Below are 18,858 nucleotides of genomic sequence, written 5' to 3' on the forward strand. Positions count from 1 at the left end.
TCTCAGATCTGAGACGGTACGAGTTGCAATCCGTGGCGAAAGGCCCGGGCCGCTGGTCCAATCGAGCGCGTGTTCAAGCCGCCCCCGATCATCATCGGCGTCGGAGCCCCCACGATCGCGGACGTCGTCGCGGTCGCCAGGCACAACGCGCCGGTCCAATTGAGTGCCGAGGCGATCGAGGCGATCACCGCGGCGCGGCAGATCGTCGAGGCGCTGGCCGCGGACACCACGCCGCACTACGGCGTCTCGACCGGCTTCGGCGCGCTCGCCACGCGGCACATCCCGCAGGACCGCCGCGTCCAGCTGCAGCGCAGCCTGATCCGCAGCCACGCGGCGGGCTCCGGCGCCGAAGTGGAACGTGAGGTCGTCCGCGCGCTGCTGTTCCTGCGCGCCTCCACGCTCGCCACGGGCCGCACCGGTGTGCGCCCCGAGACCGCCCTCGCCTACGCGCGTCTGCTCACCGACAATCTCACGCCGATCGTCCACGCGCACGGCTCGCTCGGCTGCTCCGGCGACCTCGCGCCGCTCGCCCATTGCGCGCTGGCGCTGATCGGCGAGGGCCCGGTCCGTGACGCGAACGGCACCCTGACCACCGTACCGGACCCGATCACGCTGCACGAGAAGGAAGGGCTCGCGCTGATCAACGGCACGGACGGGATGTTGGGCATGCTCGTGCTGGCGATCGACGACCTGCGCACGCTGCTCCCGACCGCGGACATCACGGCCGCGATGAGCGTCGAAGGGCTGCTGGGCACGGACCGCGTCTTCGCGCGGGACCTGCACGCGCTGCGCCCCCAGCACGGCCAGCAGCAGTCGGCGGCCAACCTGCGCGCACTGCTCGCAGGCAGCGCGATCGTCGCCAGCCACCGCGGCCCCGAGGACACGCGCGTGCAGGACGCGTACAGCCTCCGGTGCGCGCCGCAGGTCGCCGGCGCCGCCCGCGACACGCTCGCGCACGCCACGCAAGTGGCCGAGCGAGAGCTGGCGTCCGCGATCGACAACCCGGTGATCACGCCGGACGGCCGCGTCGAGTCCAACGGCAACTTCCACGGCGCGCCGGTCGGCTACGTGCTCGACTTCCTCGCGATCGCGGCGGCGGACGTCGCGAGCATGGCGGAGCGGCGGACGGATCGCTTCCTCGACGTGGCCCGCAACCACGGGCTGCCGGCGTTCCTGGCGGACGACCCGGGCGTCGACAGCGGCTACATGATCGCCCAGTACACGCAGGCCGCGCTCGTGTCGGACATGAAGCGGCTCGCCGTCCCGGCCTCCGTGGACTCGATCCCCAGCAGCGCGATGCAGGAGGACCACGTCTCGATGGGCTGGTCGGCCGCGCGCAAGCTGCGCACGGCCGTCGACGCGCTGGCGCAGGTGCTCGCGATCGAGCTCCTGACCGCCGCGCGCGGCATCCAGTTGCGGGCGCCGCTGGCCCCGTCGCCCGCGACGCACGCCGTGATCGACGCGCTCGGCACCGCACCGGGCCCCGACCGCTTCCTCGCCCCCGAGATCGCGGCCGCGACCGACTTCGTCAAATCGGGCCGCGCCCGCAGCGCCGCCGAAGCCATCACCGGAGCACTCGCATGAAGACGTCCGTCCGCGCCGCTCGCGGCACCGAGCTGGCCTGCCGCAGCTGGCCGCAGGAAGCCGCCCTGCGCATGCTGCACAACAACCTCGACCCCGACGTGGCCGAGCACCCCGAGGAGCTCGTCGTGTACGGCGGGACGGGCAAGGCCGCGCGCGACTGGAACAGCGTCCACGCCATCTCCCGCACGCTGCAGACGCTCGCCGACGATGAGACGCTGCTGGTCCAGTCCGGCAAGCCGGTCGGTGTCCTGCAGACCCACGAGTGGGCGCCGCGCGTGCTGATCGCCAACTCGAACCTCGTCGGCGAGTGGGCGACGTGGGACGAGTTCCGCCGGCTGGAGGCGCTCGGGCTGACGATGTACGGCCAGATGACCGCGGGCTCGTGGATCTACATCGGTACCCAGGGCATCCTGCAGGGCACCTACGAGACGTTCGCGGCGGTCGCGAACAAGCGCTTCGGCGGCTCGCTCGACGGCACCATCACGCTGACCGGCGGGCTCGGCGGGATGGGCGGCGCGCAGCCGCTCGCGGTCACGATGGCGGGAGGCGTGGCGATCTGCGTCGAGGTCGATCCCTCGCGCATCCGGCGCCGCCTCCAGACGGGCTATCTCGATGTCGAAGCCGACTCCGTCGACCACGCGCTCCAGCTCGCGACGGGCGCGGAAGGCCCGCTGAGCATCGGCCTGCTCGGCAACTGCGCCGACGTCTTCCCGGAGCTGCTGCGTCGCGGCGCCCCGATCGACATCGTGACCGACCAGACGAGCGCCCATGACCCGCTCGCCTACGTGCCGTCCGGCGCCGCGCCCGGCGACGAGTGGTCGGTCGAGCGCGCCCGCGAGTCGATGGCCCGCCATGTCGAGGCGATGGTCGGCTTCCAGGACGCCGGCGCCGAGGTGTTCGACTACGGCAACTCCCTGCGCGCCGAGGCCGCGTTGGCCGGCTACGAGCGCGCCTTCGACTTCCCCGGCTTCGTCCCGGCCTACATCCGCCCGCTGTTTTGCGAGGGCAAGGGCCCGTTCCGGTGGGCCGCACTCTCCGGCGACTCCGCCGACATCGCCGCCACCGACAAAGCCGTCCTCGACCTGTTTCCCGAGCACGAGACGCTCACCCGCTGGATGCGGATGGCCGCCGAGAAGGTCCAGTTCCAGGGCCTGCCGGCGCGGATCTGCTGGCTCGGCGCGGGCGAGCGGGACCGCGCGGGCCTGAAGTTCAACGAGCTCGTGGAGAGCGGCGAGGTGGCGGCGCCGATCGTGATCGGCCGCGACCACCTCGACTGCGGCAGCGTGGCGAGCCCGTACCGCGAGACCGAGGGCATGCTCGACGGCAGCGACGCGATCGCCGACTGGCCGCTGCTGAACGCGATGGTCAACGTCGCCAGCGGCGCGTCCTGGGTGTCGCTGCACCACGGCGGCGGGGTCGGCATCGGGCGCTCGCTGCACGCCGGACAGGTGAGCGTCGCCGACGGGACCGAGCTGGCGGCGCAGAAGCTCGAACGCGTGCTCACGAACGACCCCGCGACGGGCGTGATCCGGCACGTGGACGCGGGCTACGAGCGCGCGGAGGAGGTCGCGGCGGAGCGCGGCATCCGGGTGCCGTGATCTATTTCGCCGACTACGCCTGGCTGGGCGGCGACACCGTGGTCGCGAACGTCGCGATCGAGGTCGACCACGGCCGGATCGTGACGGTGCGCGAAGGCGCCGAGCGCGAGGGCGAGCACCTGCGCGGCGTGACGCTGCCCGGCCTCGCGAACGCCCACTCGCACGCGTTCCAACGGGCGCTGCGGGGCCGGACCCAGCGCGGCGGCGGCAGCTTCTGGACCTGGCGCGAGGACATGTACGCGCTCGCGCGCACGATGACGCCGGACCGCTGCTTCGAGCTCGCGAAAGGCGCGTACGCCGAGATGCGCCGGGCCGGGATCACGACCGTCGGCGAGTTCGACTACCTGCACTGCTCCGACGCGCTCGTCGCGGCGGCCCGCGAGGCCGGCATCCGGCTCACGCTGCTCGACGCGTGCTATCTCGCGGGCGGCTTCGGCGAGCCGCCGAACGAGACGCAGCAGCGCTTCAGCGACGGCGACGCGACGAAGTGGGCCGAACGGGTCGCGCAGATCGAAGGCAAGGTCGGCGCGGCGATCCACTCAGTCCGCGCCGTGCCGCCCGACCAGCTCGCCACCGTCGTCGAGTTCGCGCGCGGCCGGCCACTGCACTTCCACGTCTCCGAGCAGCGTGCCGAGAACGAGGCGTGCCTGGCCGCGACGGGCCGCACCCCCGTGCAGCTGCTCGCCGAGCACGGCGCGCTCGGCCCGGACTCGACCGCCGTCCACGCCACGCACACCGACGACGACCTGGGCGAGACCACGATCTGCATGTGCCCGACGACCGAGCGCGACCTCGCCGACGGGATCGGGAACGCCGGTCCGCGGCTCGCGCTCGGCAGCGACAGCCACGCGATCATCGACCTGTTCGAGGAGGCGCGCGCCGTCGAGCTCAACCTGCGCCTGAAGACCGAGCGTCGCGGCCACTTCACGGCGCGCCAGCTCCTCGACGCCGCCACCAACCACGCCTGCCTCGGGTGGGCCGACGCCGGCCGCATCGCCCCCGGCTTTCGCGCCGACCTGATCACGCTCGACCTCACCTCGCCCCGGCTGGAGCTGGCCGAGCCGGACACGCTGCTCGAGTCGATCGTCTTCGCCGCGACCGCCGCGGACGTCTCCCACACGGTCGTCGGATGCTGATCACGGGCATCGGCACGCTCGTCACCAACGACCCCGAGCTGGGCACGCTCCACGACGCCGCGATCGTCTTCGCCGGAGGCCGCGTCGCGTGGGTGGGGACCAAGCCGCCCGAGGCGGCCGGGGACACGCACCTCGACGCGGGCGGCCGCGCGCTGATCCCCGGGTTCGTCGACTCCCACGGCCACCTCGTGTTCGCGGGCGAGCGCGCGGAGGAGTTCGCCGCACGCATGGCGGGCCGGCCCTACACGGCGGGCGGGATCCGGACCACGGTCGCCGCGACCCGCGCGGCCAGCGACGCGCAGCTGAAGGCCAACCTCGACCGGCTGGTCGCGGAGGCGCTGCGCTCGGGCACGACCACCGTCGAGACCAAGTCCGGCTACGGGCTGACCTTGCCCGACGAGGAGCGGTCGCTCAAGGTCGCCGCGGGCCTCGAGCGCACGTTCCTCGGCGCGCACGTCGTCCCGCCCGAGCACGAGCCGGACACCTACACCGACCTCGTCAAGGGCGCGATGCTCGACGCCTGCGCACCGCACGCGACCTGGATCGACGTCTTCTGCGAGGACGGCGCGTTCGACGCCGACCAGACCCGCGCGATCCTCGCGGCGGGAATCGAGAAGGGCCTCACGCCGCGGGTGCACGCCAACCAGCTCCGTCACGGGCCGGGCGTGCAGATCGCGGTCGAGCTGCGCGCCGCCTCCGCGGACCACTGCACCCACCTCTCCGATGCCGACATCGACGCGCTCGCCAACTCCGACACCGTCGCGACGCTCCTGCCCGGCGCGGAGTTCTCCACCCGCGCGCCGTACCCGGACGCGCGGCGGCTCCTCGACGCGGGCGTGAAGGTCGCGCTCGCCGCCGACTGCAACCCCGGCTCGAGCTACACGACCAACCTGCCGTTCTGCATCGCGCTCGCCGTGCGCGAGATGCACATGACGCCGGAGGAGGCCGTCCGGGCCGCCACGCTGGGCGGCGCGCAGGCGCTCCGGCGTGACGACGTCGGCCACCTCGCCGCGGGCGCGCGCGCCGACGCCGTCCTGCTCGACGCGCCCTCGCCCGTTCATCTCGCCTACCGCCCGGGCGTGCCGCTGATCCACACCGTGTTCAAAGACGGCGGCGTGAGTTAGTGTCGGCAGATCGTCGGACGCGAACCAGAGCTCAAGACGATCGAGGCCGCCGTGCGGGAGCTGCGGTCCACGGCGTTCCTCGCTCTGCACGGCGAGCCGGGGATCGGCAAGACGACGCTGCTGCAGGCGCTCGCCGACCGTGCGCAGGCGGAGCGGGTCCGGGTCACGCACGACCTCGGCGACCTGCGCCCGCCGGTGGTCGCGATCGTCGACGACGCGGACGATGAGGCCGCCGCGCTCGCCGCGCTGCTGCGCAAGCCGCCGGGCGGCGGCGTGCTGGTCGCGTTCGCCTACCGGCGGACGCCGCCGCCGCTTCTCGGCGCGCTCGAGTCCGCGGCGCGGCGCGGGTTGCTGACCGAGCTCCCGCTCGCGCCGCTCAGCCAGGGCGAGATGGCGGGCTTCCCGCCCGTCGCGCAACGGTTGAGCGGCGGCAACCCGTTCTATCTGACCGAGCTGGCCCAGCATCCGCGCGGTGTCCCGCCCGCGATCGTCGCGTCCGTGCAGGCCGAGCTGAGCGCGCTGAGCGAAGCCGCCCGCGCGCTGGCGGAAGGCGTCGCGGTGGCGGGGGAGGACCTCGACCTCGCGCTCGCCGCGGGCGGTCTGGACGAGGACCTCGCGGCGCTCGACGAGGCGATCCACGCCGGGGTGCTGAAGGGCAGCGCGCGCCGGTACCGCTTCCGGCACCCGATCGCGCGGCTCGCGGCCTACGAGTGCACGAGCCCCGGCCGGCGGCTGGCCGCGCACGCCCGCGCCGCCGACGCCCTCCGCGACGGACCGGCCAAGGACCGCGCGCACCACCTCGAGCGCTGCGCGAAGGCCGGGGACGACGAGGCGATCGCCGTGCTCGTCGAAGCCGCTCGGGAGGCGCCGCCGGAGGTCGCCGCGCGCTGGTACGCCACCGCCCAGCGCCTCAAGCGCGACCGTCGCCACTCGCTGCTCGTGCCGCTGGCGCACGCCCTTGCCGCCACGGGCCGGCTCGAGCAGGCGCGCGACGCGCTGCAGGAGGCGCTCGGCCTCGTGCCCGGCGACGAGCGCCTGATCGCCGCGCTCGCCACGTGCGAGCACCTGCTCGGCCGCCACGCCGCCGCGCACGCGCGGCTGTCCGCGCTGCCCGAGCACGACGTCGCCCAGCTCGTCGACGCGCTCTACCAGCCCGACTACGCGGCGCTGAAGTCCCGCGCGAAGCGCGCCGTCGCGCAGGACCCCGGCAACGCGTCCGCCTGGGCGTTGCTCGCGCTGGCCCACGGCACGCTGGGCGAGCTGACGACCGCCGAGGAGGCGCTCGACGAAGCCGTCGCGCTCGTCGACGCCACCCCCGACGAGCAGCTCACGGACGCCGCCTACTACCTCGGCTTCGCGGAGTACATGTGCGAACGCGACGCGGACGCCATCCGCCACTTCCGCCGCGCCAGCCACGGGCAGTTCCGGTTGCCGATGCTCGTCGGGCTCGCGCACGCGCTCGAGCGCCAGGGCCGCCTGGGCGAGGCCCTGGCGGTGGCCGAGCGCGCTGTCGAAGGCGCCCGCCACGACCAGCTGCTGTCGTGGGCGCGCGCCGAGGAGGGCTACATCGCCGCGGTCATGGGCGAGCGCGAGCGCGCGAGCACCTCAGCTCTGGAGGCGTCGGCGCTCGCCACCCAGCTCGACCGCAGCTTCTTCACGGTCGCCACCCACGGTCTGGCCGCCGCGACGTTCCTGGAGGCGGGCGAGCCCGACCGCGCACTCGAGCAGGTCCGTCTCACCGGCACGGCCCTCGACCCGGGCCGCCACGCGCTCCTGCTGCTGGTCGCGGCCGGAGCGGAGGCCGCGCTCGGACGGCCGGAGATCGCCGCCCAGCGCCTCATGGAGGCCGCCGCGCTGGCCGAGCCGCTGCCGTTGCGCGTCCCCCGCGACCGCGTCCTGCTCGCCCGCGCCGCGATGACCGGCGACCCCACGCTCGCCGACGCCGTCGTCGACTCCCCGTTCCCGCTGCACGCCGCCCAGGCCCACCTGATCCGCGGCATCGCGCTCGGCTCGGCGGCCGACCTCGTCGCCGCCCAGGCCGTCCCGGGCGCCCGCCGCCTGCACGACGAAGCCGCCCAGGCCCTGCGCCGCCTCGGGCAGAAGGCGCCGGGCCGCCAACGCCGCGCCGCCCCCGGCGAGCTCTCTGGCCGCGAGCGCGAGATCGCCACGCTCGTCGCCCAGGGCCGCAGCAACCGCGAGATCGCCGCGGAGCTGTTCCTGGCCGAGAAGACCGTCGAGGGTCACCTCACGAACATCTTCGCCAAGTGCGGCGTGAGCTCCCGTGCCGCGCTCGCGGCGCACATGGCCCGCGCGTACGCGTGACCGGCGACCACGCCGCCTGTCTCACCCGTTCGAGCGCGCGTAGGCCGCGGCCACCTCGGCCCGCGAGGCGACGCCGAGCTTCGCGAACACGTTGCGCAGGTGCGTCTCGACGGTCTTCACCGACAGGAACAGCTCGGCCGCGATCGCGGGGTTGCTGTGGCCGGCGGCGACCAGCGCCACGACCTCCGCCTCCCGGGCGCTCAACCCCTCGAGGCCCGCAGGGTCGCGCCGGCGGGCGGTGTCGACGCGGTGGCCCAGCCGGCGCAGCTCGCGCCGCGCGCGGTCGCGCAGGATGTGCGCGCCGCCGGCGTCCAGCGCCTCCTCCGCCGCGCGCAGCTCGCGCACCGCCGCCGGGCGGTCGGACACGGCGAGCGCGGAGCCGAGGAGCAGCTGCGCGCGACATGACTCGAGCTTCAACCCCGCGCCGGCGGCGATCTCCATCGCCTCACGCGCGGTCGCGGCGGCGGCGCTCGCATCGCCGCGCGCGAGCAGCAGCGCGCCGCGGGCACGACGCGCCAGCACGGCCGCGAGCGGGCGGCCGACCTGGGGGGCGTGCGCCTCCAACCGCTCGACCGTCCGCTCGGCCTCGTCGAGGTCCCCGAGGGCCAGCGCGGTGTCGGTGAAGATGTCCCAGCCGATGCTGCGCTCGGCGGGCACGACGAGGTCGAGGTCGAAGCCGCCGCACCAGCGCAGCTGGGTCGCGCGGCTGGCGACCAGGTCGCCCTCCTCCGCCAGCACGGTCGCGAACGCCCAGCCCGGCTCGCTCTCCCACAGCACGTTGCGGCCCGTCTCGTCCGCGAGCGCGTGGCTCTCCTCCAGCGCAACCCGGGAGCCCGGGATGTCGCCGCCGTACCACAGCGTGAGCCCGTACTCCCACAGCGCCCACGCCAGGTGGTGCGGGTTGCCGGCGAGCCGCGCGGCCTCGACGGCGGCTGTCGCCGTCTCGCGCGCCTCGGTGAGGCGGCCCTGCATCTCGAGCGCGAACACCGGCGCGAGCAGCAGCGGGACCACGAGCCAGTCCTGGCCGGTCGCGCGTGAGAGCTCCAGGCCGCGGCGGCTGTGCTCGAGCGACGCGTCGTAGTGGTCGAGGAACGTCTCCGCCCACGCGAGGTACCAGAGCGACTGCAGCTGAGCAGCGAGCGTGCGCTCGTCGAGGCCGGCGAGCGTGGTGGTGGCCGCGCGCGCGGCGTCCTCGGCCGCGCTGCGCTGGCCGTCGGCGGCGAGCACGAGCGCGAGCAGCGCGGCGGCGGAGGCGCTCGCGCCACGATCGGGCCCGTCGAGCGCGGCGCGGGCACGCTCCGCGCTGGTCGCCAGGTCGAGGCCGTAGAGCGCGTCGAACGCGAGCTCGAGCTTGAGCGCCTGCGAGTCGCCGTGCTGGTCGAGCGCGGCGTGCAGGCGCCGGCGCGCGTCCTCGTGGCGGCCCAGCCAGTGCTCCACGGCCGCGCACTCGGTCACGAGCCGCACGTACTCGGGCGAAGCGGGGTCGACGAGCACGAGCGCCTCGAGGACGGCGCGGCGGCTGCGCTCGAGGTGCCCGGCGGCGGCCTCGGCGCGGGCGAGGTCGCCGAGGATCGCACGCCGCGTGCCGCCGACGGCCGGGTCGAGCTCGGCCCCGGCGACCAGCCGCAGCGCCGCCTCGTACCAGCGCGCGGCGCTCGCGGGCGTGCGCGGCCGCACCATGTCACCCGCGGCGCGCAGGAGCGCGACCGCCTGCGCGTCGCCCGGCTGGGCGGAGAACTCGACGTGGTGGGCGAGGATCGTCGGGGGCGCCCCACGGCTCGCGAGCGTGCGCGCCACGCGGGCGTGCGCGGCGAGCCGCCAACCGCCCGGCGCGCCCTCGTACACGGCGCGCCGCACGAGCGGGTGGCGGAACGTGAACTGGCGCGGCACGTCGGTCGCGCGGATCAGCCCGGCGGCGAGCAGCGCGTCCAGCGGCTCCAGCGGGTCGGCGAGGTCCGCCGCCGCGGCGGCCAGCTCGGGCTCGAACGGGTCGCCGGCGACCGCCGCACCCTCGAGCAGCCGGCGCGCCGGGAGGTCGAGCGCGCGCAGCTCGCCCGCGATCGCCTCCGCGACGCCGCCGGGCAGCGCGACGCCCGCGCGCGCGAGCTGCTCGATGTAGAACGGGTTCCCGCCGCTCTCGCGCAGGACGGCGTCGCGCCGCGCGGTGGGCAGCTCGCTCCCGATCAGCTGCAGCGCCTCGTCGGGGTCGAGCGGGCCGAGGTCGATCCGGACCAACTCTCCGTCGCGGAACCCGTCCGGCGCCGGCGGCCGCAGGGCCGCGGCCACGAGCACCTGCGCCGACGGTGGGCGCCGGATCAGCGCGAGCAGCAGCTCGATCGAGGCCGGGTCGGCGTCGTGCATGTCGTCGAGGGTGAGCACGAGCGGGCGCGTCGCGGCGAGCCGCCCGAGCAGCTCGATCAGCGCCCGGTGCGCGCGGTAGCGCTCGACGGCGAGGGTCGGCGTCGCGTTGTCTGCGAGCGACGGGAAGATGCCGCCGAGCTGCGCGAGGTCCAGGCCGCGCAGCTGCGTGTCCGACAGCGTGGCGACGTGCGCGTCGAGCGCGTCCACGAACGGCCCGTACGGCACCTCGCGCTCGAACTCCGCCGCCCGGCCGCTCAGCACGAGCGCGCCCGCCACGCGCTCGCGCAGCGCGGCCAGCAGGCGCGACTTGCCGATCCCGGGCTCGCCGGTGATGGCCACCACGGCGGGAAGCCGCGTGAGCGCCTCGTCCAGGCGGGCCAGTTCGCGTGCGCGGCCGATCATCCTGGCGCGGGATGGTCGCACGCCGCGCGGTCGCTCAGCGTGCCGCGCTGAACAGCTCCCCGATCGTCCGCTGCAGTAGAGCGAGCGCGGCCTCACGCGGCGTGTCGTGCACGACCGCGTGCTCGGCCGCCGCGTGCACGAGCGCGAGGTACATCGTGATCAGCCAGTCGACGGGGACGTCGGTACGGAACGCGCCCTGCCTGCGCCCGCGCACGACGAGCGCCTCCACCGGCGCGATCAGCGCGCCGTGCGTGCGGTGGCGTGCGCCGTCGGACACGTACTCGCCGGCACGCCGCACGAGGCCCTCCGAGCCGGCGAGCTGGCCCCAGGAGGCCGCGACCATGCGCTCGAGCGCCGCGTCCGCGGGCCCTTCGTCCGGTCGGGCGGCGGCGAACGCGGCGGTGGAGGCCACCACGGTGCGCTCGACCGCCGCCTCCACGATCTCGCCCACGCTCTTGTAGTGCGCGTAGACGGTCGGTCGCGACAACCGCGCTTCGCCCGCGACGGAGACCATCGTCAGCGGCTCCCCGCGGCCGAGCAGCCGCTCGGCCGCGTCGAGGATCGCGACCGCGTTGCGCTCGGCGGTCGCGCGGCGGTGGTCAGTGCTGGTGGGCATGCAGGTACTCGGCGGGACGCGCGGCCATCGCGCCCAGCATGGCAAGCAGCATCCCGACGTGCTCCCACATCATCAGCGCGTCGAAGTCCACGGCGCCGAGCAGCGTGATCGCCGCGAACGTCGGCACGAACATCGCCGCCGTCATCTCCGCGCACGGCCGCCAGCCGTGCCCGCGGAAGCGCATCCAGGCCACCATCGGCACGGTCATCGTGACCGCCATGCCGAGCAGCAGCAGCGCCGGCGCGTCGACCTGCAGCTCGGACGAGCTGGACCCGAGCGCCCGCAACGCGCCTTCCGCCGGAAGGCCGAGGACGATCATCCCGGCGAACATCGCGATGACCATCTCCACGTAGTGCCGAATGAAGTGCCGCATGCCGTGCTCCTTTACATCGCTGTATACCCGGACCGTAGCGCAGGGTTTACACGCGTGTCAAGCAAGTGAATCGAGCCACTACCACGCCTCACCGGTTTCCCGCAAGTCGAACCTCACCTCGAAGTGGTCGCGATGTCACGAACGGCCGCTGATCTGCTAGTAATCGGACCGACCGGTCCGTAGGCTGACGGACGTTCGACCGCTCGGGAAGGTAGTCTGCATCCTGACCATGCCCAGTACTGCATCAACCTCATCTAGTAATGGCCATCGGCCCGCGGGGGAGACGTCGGAGGCGCGGATCGCGAAAGCACTCGCGCATCCGCTGCGCGCGCGCATCCTCCAGCGCCTCGGCGAGCGGGTGGCCAGCCCTGGCGATCTCGCGGTGGAGCTCGGGGCTCCCCTCGGCGTCGTCAGCTACCACGTGCGCATGCTGCGCGACTACGACTGCGTCGAGCTCGTGCGCACGGAGCCGCGCCGCGGCGCGCTGCAGCACTTCTACAAGGCCACGGCTCGTCCGAACCTCGACGAGGGGCAGTGGCGCACGCTCCCGTCCGGGCTGCGCGGCGAGCTGGCGGACGAGACGATCGGCGAGCTCGTCTCCGATCTCGCGGCGGCGGCAGACGCCGGCGCGCTCGAGGACGCGGAGGTCGTGATCACGCGCACGCCGCTCGAGCTCGACGAGAAGGCGTTCAAGAAACTCAACAAGCTACTGGCCAAGACCCAGGAGCAGGCGCTCGCCATCGCGGCGGAAAGCGCCTCGCGCGGCACCGAGGGCGTCTTCGCGACCGAGCTCGGTGTCCTGCACTTCAAGCGCGCCGCGGCTCAGGACTGAGCCGGGCGAGCAGCTGCGCGGTCAAGGAGAGGACCGCGCGGTTGCTCTAGTCCGTGATGCTGCGCCCATGCGCTTGACTGACACAGATCGGCGCCTGGTCGCACTGATGGGATCGTATGGGCCGCTTGGACATCGACGCGCTGTACGGCCGGCACGGCGAGGAGCTGCTGCTGTTCCTCACGCGCCGCACGGCCGACCCGCAGGTCGCGCTCGACCTGTGGGCTGAGACGTTCGCGCAGGCGATCGCCGCCTCGCGGCGGTTCCGCGGGCGGACGGGTGAAGAGGCGGCGGCGTGGCTGTACACGATCGCCCGCCGCCAGCTCGCCCGCTACTACGAGCGAGGGCGGACCGAGCAGCGCGCGGTGCAGCGGCTGCGCTTCGAGCGCGAGCCGGCGTCCCCGAATCTGCTCGCCGAGCTGGCCGAGCGCGCCGGCCTGAGCGAGCTGCGCGCCGAGCTCGCGGGTGCGCTCGCGCAGCTCTCTCCGGGCGTGCGGGAGGCGGTCCACCTACGGGTCGTCGACGACGTCCCGTACGCGGAGCTCGCGGGCCGCCTGGGCATGAGCGAGCAGGCGGCTCGCACCCGCGTATCGCGCGGCCTGGCGAGGCTCGCCGGGCTGCTCGACGCGGCCACCATCGAACACGCGAGGTCATCATGAGCGAGCTCGACGCCTACCTCGAGCGCTTCGGCGCGCAGGTCCGCGGCGCCAAGCCGCCGCGGCGGCGCGGGCAGCTCGCGGCCGGGACGCTGCTCGTCGTCGCCGTGGCGGTCCTCGGCGCCGTGCTGGCGCTCGGGCCGGGCGGCGGGACGCAGCCCGTGGACGCGGTCGCCGCCGCCCGCCGCGCGCTCGACCCCCGCGGGGTGATCCTGCACATGCGCATCCGCACCGACGCGCCGCCCGGCGTCAGCGGTATCCAGCAGGCCTACCAGGAGACGTGGACCGCGCAGGCACCCGAGCGCTGGCGCCTGAAGCAGTGGTGGGTCGGCGGGCCGGCGCAGGAGCAGGCCGCGTACGCCGGGGGCGAGCTGTCGTGGCTGCGCGCCGGGACGCTGACGGTCCGGCAGGGCTACAAGGACGACACGCCGCAGTCGCGGCTCCCGAACATGCTTACGCAGGGCGCCGAGCCGGACACCGACCTGCGCGGCATGCTCGCGTCGGGCGCGGTGCAGGACCGGGGCGAGGTCCAGTCCGGCGGCCGGACCGTGCGCCGCCTCGTGCGCACGAGCCGCCACGTCGACACGGTGATCGACGTCGACCCGGCGACCTTCGCCCCCGTCGGCGGGTCGACGACCACGAAGTTCGGCAACCGCGGGCCGGCGATGACGTCGACGTTCGTGGTGGAGGCGTTCGAGCGGCTCCCGATCACGCCGCAGAACGAGGCGCGGCTGCGGATCGTCGTGCCTGAAGGGACCAAGCGCGTCGTGCACAGCTCGGCGGACGTGCGCCGCTTCGAGCGCGAGTACCGCGAGTGGCGCAAGCGCTGCCGCGAGCGCAAGGACGGAAGGTCCGCGTGTCCGGGCACGCCGCCCAGGTTGGACGGGTGAGCGCGCGCCCGCTGACCCGTGAAGAGGGGGCGCTCAACGCGCCGGGGCGAACGCCCTTTCAGCGGTGGTCATCGCCTGCGCAGAATCCGCGTGCTCGCCGCCAGCGCGGCCGCTGCGAGCAGTGCGAGGACAGCGATCACCGACTCGGGCAGCGGGTTGCGGCCGATGCTGGCCACCGGTGTGATCGGACGGCCCTCGATCGCCGGCGGGTCTCCGCCGCGTTCGTTGGCGCGCTCGATCGCCCGCCAGTCCTGCTCGGTCGAAGGGCCGACGACGATGCCCGGGTCCTTGCCCGTGAGTTGTGCCGCGGGCGCGGGCGAGGGGGTGGACGCGGCGGCCGGCCGGGACGCGGGCGGGGCTGCCGCCGCTGGTGAAGGCTCCGGCGGTGGGGTCGGGTTCGGGTTCGTCACCTTGGTCTTCTCCGCGATCGCGCGCGAGATCACGTCCTGGCAGTCCGCGTACTCGGAGATGCCCGCCGGCAGGTTGTTGATCGCCGTGCGCATCTCCGTGACGGAGTAGTCGCCCTGCAGGACGCTGTCGTCGACGCAGTCGACGACGATCGGGTCCCACTCCTGCGCGTGGACCGCGGCGACGGGAACGAGCAGGAGAGCCGCCACGACGGCGACCATGCGGAGCGCGAGCACATCATTGAGACGCCGCCGTCCGGGCCGGGTTGCGCAGAAGGTCCTCACTCAGCGCCCACAGACGTCGCGCCGACTGCGGGTCGATCGCGGGCGAGCGCGACATCGGCGGGCGGGTGGTCGAAGTCCATCGGCCGCGGTTCGGGGTCCAGGGGCGAGACGTCGTTGTCCGAGAGGTAGAGGCCGCCGAGGCCGGCGAGCAGCGGGCCGGCGAGCTCGGCTCCACGTTCGCGATCCGCCAGCACGGGCAGCTGCTGCTGCTCCACGTCCTGCGCGCCTACCTCGACCTCGCCGAGCTCCCGCCCGGCCTGCTCCACGCCATCAAGGACGATCGCCTGCGGCCCGCGCTCGACCGCATGCACGAGCGGCCGGGGAGCCGTGGGGCCTGCAGGACCTCGCGCGCGCCGCCGCCATGTCACGCACGTCGTCCCCCGAGCGCTTCCGGGCCGCGGCCGGCGTGCCGCCGCTGACCTACCTCAACCAGTGGCGCATGGTGCTCGCCCAGCGCGCGCTGCGCGACGGCGACGTGCGGCTCGGACCGCTCGCGGCGGAGCTGGGCTACGGGTCCGAGAGCGCCTTCAGCACCGCGTTCAAGCGCATCGCCGGCGAGTCACCGCTGCGCTACCGCCAGCGCGTGCGTGCCGCGTCTCCACGCTAGCTTCCCGAACGTGTCGTCACCGCTGCACATCGGCTGCACCGCGTGGGCGATCATCGCGGTCGCCGGGTTCGTGAACCTGACCCGCGCGCCCTACGCGCTCGACGACCCGGCATGGCTGTTCGTCCAGTGGCTGCTGTTCGTGGGTGCGTCGCTCGCGGCGACCGCGGCGGCGCTGCTGGTCCCGGCCCTGCTGGTGCTGGTGATTCGCCGCACGGCAGCCGGGCTGGCGTGGCTCGCCGCGCCGCTGCTGGTCATCACCGCCGTGGCGCTCTTCCCGGTCCACCGCATGTGGTTCGAGGCCGAACTCGCCCACGGCGCCGTACCGCTCGCGCAAGCCGTGGTGATGGAGCCGGTCCCCGACCGCGAGCGCGTGTATGAGCGGCCCGCGGTCGTCTACGGCGAGTCCTGTTGCGGATAGCCGCGACAGGGCGATTGCGAACCCCAGCCGGTGGGCAGAATCGTCTTGTCGCGCCGCAAGACCCTCCTCATACCTTGCGTCGTAACAACCCTCCTCCTCACTCAGTGAACGGGGCGTCCCTTCGGGGGCGCCTCGCTTGCTTTCTGGCGCCGTCGTAGGTCGGGCTGCGCTCGACGGCGCGGCCGATCGCCAGCGCGGCCGTGCGCACGGCGGGCGCCATCGCTTCCGGACTCGAGCGCGAGCGGCGGGCCACCGCGAGCGCCAGCGCGGCGATCGGGCCGTTCTCGCCGGGGATCGGGGCGGCGACGCCCAGCACGCCCGCGGCCGACTCCTCGCGGTTGATGGCGAGCCCGCTCTCGGCGATGGTCGCCAGCTCGGCACGCAGCCGCGCCGGGTCCGTGACCGTCCCGGGGCCGTGGCGGTCGAGCCCTCCGGCGCACAGCGCGTCCACGGCCGCGGGGGCCGACGCCAGCAGCACCTTGCCGGCCGCGGTCACATGCGCCGGCAGCCGGCCGCCCACGCGCGACGGCACCGGTGGCGCGAGGCGGCCGGACCACTGCTCGATCCAGACCGTGTCGGTGCCGTCGAGCACGGCGAGCGACACCACCTCGTGCGTCGCCGCGTACAGGTCGCCCATATACGGGAGGGCGAGCTCGCGCAACTGCGCGCGCTGCGGCACCAGCTGGCCCAGCTCGAAGAGCCGGAGTCCCGGGATCAGACCCTCCGGTGTGCGCTCGAGCCCGCCCCAGGCGACGAGCGGGGCCACGGCGCGGTGGACCGTCGTCAGCGGAAGGCCGGTCCGGCGTGCGAGCTCGCGCAACGTGACGGGCTCGCCGTCCAGCGCGTCGAGGAGCGCGAGCATGTTCCGTTGGACGGAACGCATCGCGCACAGTGTCGCGCACGCTCCGGCAGGCTCGGCGCCATGACCATGACCCGCGTTCCTTCTCCCTCGCCGTACGCCCCGACGATCGGCTTCAGCGCGGCCGTCCGTGCCGGCGACTGGGTCTTCGTGAGCGGCATGACCGCGGTGTCCGGCGACGGCGAGGTCGTCGGCGCCGACGATCCCGCCGAGCAGACCCGCGAGGTCGTGCGCAAGCTCGCCGCCGCGCTCGAGGCCGCGGGCGCCGGTCTGGGCGACGTCGTGCGCACGCGGATCTACCTCGTCCACCCGAGCGACTGGGAGGCGGTCGGGACCGTCCACGGGGAGGCGTTCGGTGAGGCCTCGCCGGCCGCGTCGATGCTCGTCACCGGTCTGCTCGATCCGCGGATGCGGGTGGAGATCGAAGCGGTCGCGTACGCGCCCGCCTGAGCTAGACGACCTGCGCGGCCGCGTGGCCCGACGCCCACGCCCACTGGAAGTTGAACCCGCCGAGGTGGCCCTGGACGTCCAGCACCTCGCCGATGAAGTACAGCCCCGGGCTCTTGAGCGACTCCATCGTCTTGGAGGACACCTCGCGCGTGTCGACGCCGCCCAACGTCACCTCGGCGGTGCGGTAGCCCTCGGTGCCGGCCGGGACGAGCTGCCAGCCGCCGAGCCGGTCGGCGATCTCGCGCAGCTGCGCCGGCGTGTACTGCTTCATGGGCTTGGACGCGAACCAGTGCTCGGCCAGCAGCGCCGCCAGCTTCTTGGTGAAGACCTCCGACAGCACCGTCTTGAGGTCGCTGTTCGGGCGCGCGGCCTGCTCGGCCTGCAGCCACTCCAGCGCGTCGCGGTCGGGCAGCAGGTTGATCTCGACGACGTCGCCCGGGCGCCAGAACGAGGAGATCTGGAGGATGGCCGGGCCGCTCAGGCCGCGGTGGGTGAACAGGAGGTTCTCGCGGAAGCTCTCGCCGTTGCAGCGCGCCACGCAGTCCGCGGACGTGCCCGACAGCTCGGTGCACAGCTCCTTCAAGCGCCCGGACAGCGTGAACGGCACCAGCCCGGCGCGCGTGGGGAGCACGTTGTGCCCGAACTGGCGCGCGACCTCGTAGCCGAAACCGGTGGCGCCGAGCGTCGGGATCGACAGCCCGCCGGTGGCGATCACCAGTGACGACGCCGCGACCGGCCCCAGGTCGGTGGCCAGCTCGTAGCCGGCCGCGGCCTTCTCGATCCGGTGCACCGACGTGTCCAGGTGCAGTTCGACGCCCGCCTGCTCGCACTCGGCCAGCAGCAGCCGCTGGATGTCCTTGGACTTGTTGTCGCAGAACAGCTGACCGAGCTTCTTCTCGTGGTACGGCACTTCGTGCTTGCTCACGAGCGCGATGAAGTCCCACGGCGTGTAGCGAGCCAGCGCCGACTTGCAGAAGTGCGGGTTCGTCGACGTGAAGTTCGCCGGCTCCGCGTACATGTTCGTGAAGTTGCAGCGCCCGCCGCCGGACATGAGGATCTTCTTGCCGGCCTTGTTGGCGTGGTCGACGAGCAGCACCCGACGACCGCGCTCGGCGGCGGTGACGGCGCACAGCATTCCGGCGGCACCTGCGCCGATGATCACAACGTCGGGGGCGAACAACGCGTTCACCCTAGAAGCGCCGGTGTTCAGCGGGCCGGCGCGAAGCGCCCGCGCTCGACGGCGGCGTCGAGCATCTGCAGCGTGCGGCGGTCCGACTCGATCGCGTCGCGGACCACACCGCGCAGCCGTTGCAGCTGTTGCACGGCGGTCCGGTGCGCAGCGGCGTAGGTCGCGAGGTTGGTGTTCATCGCGTCGATCTCCTCGACGGAGAAGCCGTTGTGGAACAGCCAGGCGACGGCCGGGCCGGACTCGAGAGTGCCGCGCAGCCGCTCCGCTGCGGCGGCTCGCTCCTCGAGCTGTGACTGCAGCGTCAGCGCATGCGCGACGTGTCCTTCGACGCGCATCAGTCGCAGCTCGTCGTCCATGTACTCCAGCTGGAGGTGGCGCATCATGGCGACGCGGTCCGCCCGCTCGGGGCGGGCGTCGATCGCGGCGGCCTGCTGGAGCATCTGGCCGCCTGCCGCGACGCGAGCCGTCTGCAACTCGGTCGCGTACTGCCCGATGTTGGTGTTCGCGAGCGTCAACGGCGACAGGTCGGCCGGGCGCTGCCATTGCTCGAAGAACGCTCGACCGCTGCCCTGGGCGGCGCGGGCGGTGTGCCGCATCCCGGCGAGCATCGCGTCGTGCACCCACCCCGTCAGCAGGTTCTGTGCCAGCCCCGCCGCGAGGCCGACCGCCACGGAGGTCACCGACGCGGGCGGCCGGCCCGCCGGCTCGGTGGCCGGCGGCACCGGGGCCGGTGCCCGCCTGCCGGCGGGCTC

At 74.1% G+C, this 18,858-nt stretch carries 16 protein-coding genes and 2 pseudogenes; 11 read left to right on the forward strand and 7 right to left on the reverse strand.

Annotated features, from left to right (window positions below; all coding sequences use genetic code 11):
• Nucleotides 1-69: 69 nt before the first annotated feature.
• From hutH to OJ962_RS26640, 5 genes are read left to right on the forward strand one after another with little or no spacing between them, the layout of a single operon-like run.
• Complete coding sequence (hutH, locus tag OJ962_RS26620) at nucleotides 70-1,584, forward strand: histidine ammonia-lyase (protein WP_202952483.1); 1,515 nt, start codon at nucleotides 70-72, stop codon at nucleotides 1,582-1,584.
• Nucleotides 1,581-3,182, forward strand: a complete 1,602-nt coding sequence (hutU, locus tag OJ962_RS26625; protein ID WP_202952484.1) for a urocanate hydratase — start codon at nucleotides 1,581-1,583, stop codon at nucleotides 3,180-3,182. The genes hutH and hutU overlap by 4 nt, the downstream gene beginning before the upstream one ends.
• Complete coding sequence (locus tag OJ962_RS26630) at nucleotides 3,179-4,318, forward strand: formimidoylglutamate deiminase (RefSeq protein WP_202952485.1); 1,140 nt, start codon at nucleotides 3,179-3,181, stop codon at nucleotides 4,316-4,318. The genes hutU and OJ962_RS26630 overlap by 4 nt, the downstream gene beginning before the upstream one ends.
• Nucleotides 4,312-5,442, forward strand: coding sequence for an imidazolonepropionase (gene hutI / locus OJ962_RS26635; protein WP_202952486.1), 1,131 nt, complete (start codon nucleotides 4,312-4,314; stop codon nucleotides 5,440-5,442). Before OJ962_RS26630 ends, hutI begins: the two co-directional genes overlap by 7 nt.
• 51 nt (nucleotides 5,443-5,493) lie before the next feature.
• Complete coding sequence (locus OJ962_RS26640; protein WP_407697548.1) at nucleotides 5,494-7,764, forward strand: helix-turn-helix transcriptional regulator; 2,271 nt, start codon at nucleotides 5,494-5,496, stop codon at nucleotides 7,762-7,764.
• A gap of 21 nt (nucleotides 7,765-7,785) precedes the next feature.
• Here OJ962_RS26640 and OJ962_RS26645 read toward each other — a convergent pair whose 3' ends face one another.
• Genes OJ962_RS26645 through OJ962_RS26655 form a run of 3 tightly spaced genes read right to left on the reverse strand, consistent with a single transcriptional unit; the run spans nucleotide 7,786 to nucleotide 11,516 of the window.
• Complete coding sequence (locus OJ962_RS26645) at nucleotides 7,786-10,527, reverse strand: helix-turn-helix transcriptional regulator (RefSeq protein WP_202952487.1); 2,742 nt, start codon at nucleotides 10,525-10,527, stop codon at nucleotides 7,786-7,788.
• A 34-nt stretch (nucleotides 10,528-10,561) separates the two neighbouring features.
• Nucleotides 10,562-11,143 carry a TetR/AcrR family transcriptional regulator gene (locus tag OJ962_RS26650; RefSeq protein WP_202952488.1) on the reverse strand — a complete coding sequence of 194 codons (582 nt, stop codon included), beginning with the start codon at nucleotides 11,141-11,143 and terminating at the stop codon, nucleotides 10,562-10,564.
• Complete coding sequence (locus OJ962_RS26655) at nucleotides 11,127-11,516, reverse strand: hypothetical protein (protein WP_202952489.1); 390 nt, start codon at nucleotides 11,514-11,516, stop codon at nucleotides 11,127-11,129. The genes OJ962_RS26650 and OJ962_RS26655 overlap by 17 nt, the downstream gene beginning before the upstream one ends.
• A gap of 229 nt (nucleotides 11,517-11,745) precedes the next feature.
• On the opposite strand from OJ962_RS26655, the gene OJ962_RS26660 reads away from it, so the two are divergent.
• From OJ962_RS26660 to OJ962_RS26670, 3 genes are all read left to right on the forward strand, one after another.
• Entirely contained in the window at nucleotides 11,746-12,348 is a 603-nt protein-coding gene (locus OJ962_RS26660; RefSeq protein WP_202952490.1) for an ArsR/SmtB family transcription factor, read from the forward strand.
• A 116-nt stretch (nucleotides 12,349-12,464) separates the two neighbouring features.
• The gene (locus OJ962_RS26665) at nucleotides 12,465-13,004 is read left to right on the forward strand and encodes an RNA polymerase sigma factor (protein ID WP_202952491.1); all 540 of its coding nucleotides are present in this window, start codon (nucleotides 12,465-12,467) and stop codon (nucleotides 13,002-13,004) included.
• Nucleotides 13,001-13,891 (forward strand): hypothetical protein, encoded by an 891-nt coding sequence (locus tag OJ962_RS26670; protein ID WP_202952492.1) that lies wholly within the window; start codon nucleotides 13,001-13,003, stop codon nucleotides 13,889-13,891. Before OJ962_RS26665 ends, OJ962_RS26670 begins: the two co-directional genes overlap by 4 nt.
• 68 nt (nucleotides 13,892-13,959) lie before the next feature.
• On the opposite strand, the gene OJ962_RS26675 is transcribed toward OJ962_RS26670, so the two are convergent.
• Nucleotides 13,960-14,508 carry a hypothetical protein gene (locus OJ962_RS26675; protein ID WP_270006717.1) on the reverse strand — a complete coding sequence of 183 codons (549 nt, stop codon included), beginning with the start codon at nucleotides 14,506-14,508 and terminating at the stop codon, nucleotides 13,960-13,962.
• A 242-nt stretch (nucleotides 14,509-14,750) separates the two neighbouring features.
• Here OJ962_RS26675 and OJ962_RS34545 point away from each other — a divergent pair.
• Together OJ962_RS34545 and OJ962_RS26690 are read left to right on the forward strand one after the other, a co-directional pair.
• Nucleotides 14,751-15,190: pseudogene (locus tag OJ962_RS34545) on the forward strand (helix-turn-helix transcriptional regulator); the annotation flags it as partial.
• Between the two features lie 10 nt (nucleotides 15,191-15,200).
• Nucleotides 15,201-15,608 (forward strand): hypothetical protein, encoded by a 408-nt coding sequence (locus OJ962_RS26690; RefSeq protein ID WP_202952496.1) that lies wholly within the window; start codon nucleotides 15,201-15,203, stop codon nucleotides 15,606-15,608.
• A gap of 97 nt (nucleotides 15,609-15,705) precedes the next feature.
• Here OJ962_RS26690 and OJ962_RS26695 read toward each other — a convergent pair whose 3' ends face one another.
• Complete coding sequence (locus OJ962_RS26695; RefSeq protein WP_202952497.1) at nucleotides 15,706-16,491, reverse strand: IclR family transcriptional regulator; 786 nt, start codon at nucleotides 16,489-16,491, stop codon at nucleotides 15,706-15,708.
• Nucleotides 16,492-16,530: 39 nt separating this feature from the next.
• Between OJ962_RS26695 and OJ962_RS26700 the strand changes: the two genes are divergently transcribed.
• Nucleotides 16,531-16,917 carry a Rid family hydrolase gene (locus tag OJ962_RS26700; RefSeq protein WP_202952498.1) on the forward strand — a complete coding sequence of 129 codons (387 nt, stop codon included), beginning with the start codon at nucleotides 16,531-16,533 and terminating at the stop codon, nucleotides 16,915-16,917.
• A gap of 1 nt (nucleotide 16,918) precedes the next feature.
• Here OJ962_RS26700 and OJ962_RS26705 read toward each other — a convergent pair whose 3' ends face one another.
• Both OJ962_RS26705 and OJ962_RS26710 read right to left on the reverse strand, forming a co-directional pair.
• A complete protein-coding gene (locus OJ962_RS26705) occupies nucleotides 16,919-18,097 on the reverse strand; it encodes a BaiN/RdsA family NAD(P)/FAD-dependent oxidoreductase (RefSeq protein WP_202953350.1) in 1,179 nt (392 codons plus the stop codon).
• 26 nt (nucleotides 18,098-18,123) lie between these two features.
• A pseudogene (locus OJ962_RS26710) lies at nucleotides 18,124-18,858 on the reverse strand (hypothetical protein); the annotation flags it as partial.

The organism is Solirubrobacter deserti (genome assembly GCF_027587175.1).
Classification (GTDB): Bacteria; Actinomycetota; Thermoleophilia; order Solirubrobacterales; family Solirubrobacteraceae; genus Solirubrobacter; species Solirubrobacter deserti.

What these genes read in the sequence shown, in the direction of transcription:
- hutU (WP_202952484.1), top strand. Translation starts at nt 1,581, where the DNA reads ATGAAGACGTCCGTCCGCGCCGCTCGCGGCACCGAGCTGGCCTGCCGC.
- hutI (WP_202952486.1), top strand. Translation starts at nt 4,312, where the DNA reads ATGCTGATCACGGGCATCGGCACGCTCGTCACCAACGACCCCGAGCTG.
- OJ962_RS26645 (WP_202952487.1), bottom strand. Translation starts at nt 10,527, where the DNA reads ATGATCGGCCGCGCACGCGAACTGGCCCGCCTGGACGAGGCGCTCACG.
- OJ962_RS26650 (WP_202952488.1), bottom strand. Translation starts at nt 11,143, where the DNA reads ATGCCCACCAGCACTGACCACCGCCGCGCGACCGCCGAGCGCAACGCG.
- OJ962_RS26655 (WP_202952489.1), bottom strand. Translation starts at nt 11,516, where the DNA reads ATGCGGCACTTCATTCGGCACTACGTGGAGATGGTCATCGCGATGTTC.
- OJ962_RS26660 (WP_202952490.1), top strand. Translation starts at nt 11,746, where the DNA reads ATGCCCAGTACTGCATCAACCTCATCTAGTAATGGCCATCGGCCCGCG.
- OJ962_RS26665 (WP_202952491.1), top strand. Translation starts at nt 12,465, where the DNA reads ATGGGCCGCTTGGACATCGACGCGCTGTACGGCCGGCACGGCGAGGAG.
- OJ962_RS26670 (WP_202952492.1), top strand. Translation starts at nt 13,001, where the DNA reads ATGAGCGAGCTCGACGCCTACCTCGAGCGCTTCGGCGCGCAGGTCCGC.
- OJ962_RS26695 (WP_202952497.1), bottom strand. Translation starts at nt 16,491, where the DNA reads ATGCGTTCCGTCCAACGGAACATGCTCGCGCTCCTCGACGCGCTGGAC.
- OJ962_RS26700 (WP_202952498.1), top strand. Translation starts at nt 16,531, where the DNA reads ATGACCATGACCCGCGTTCCTTCTCCCTCGCCGTACGCCCCGACGATC.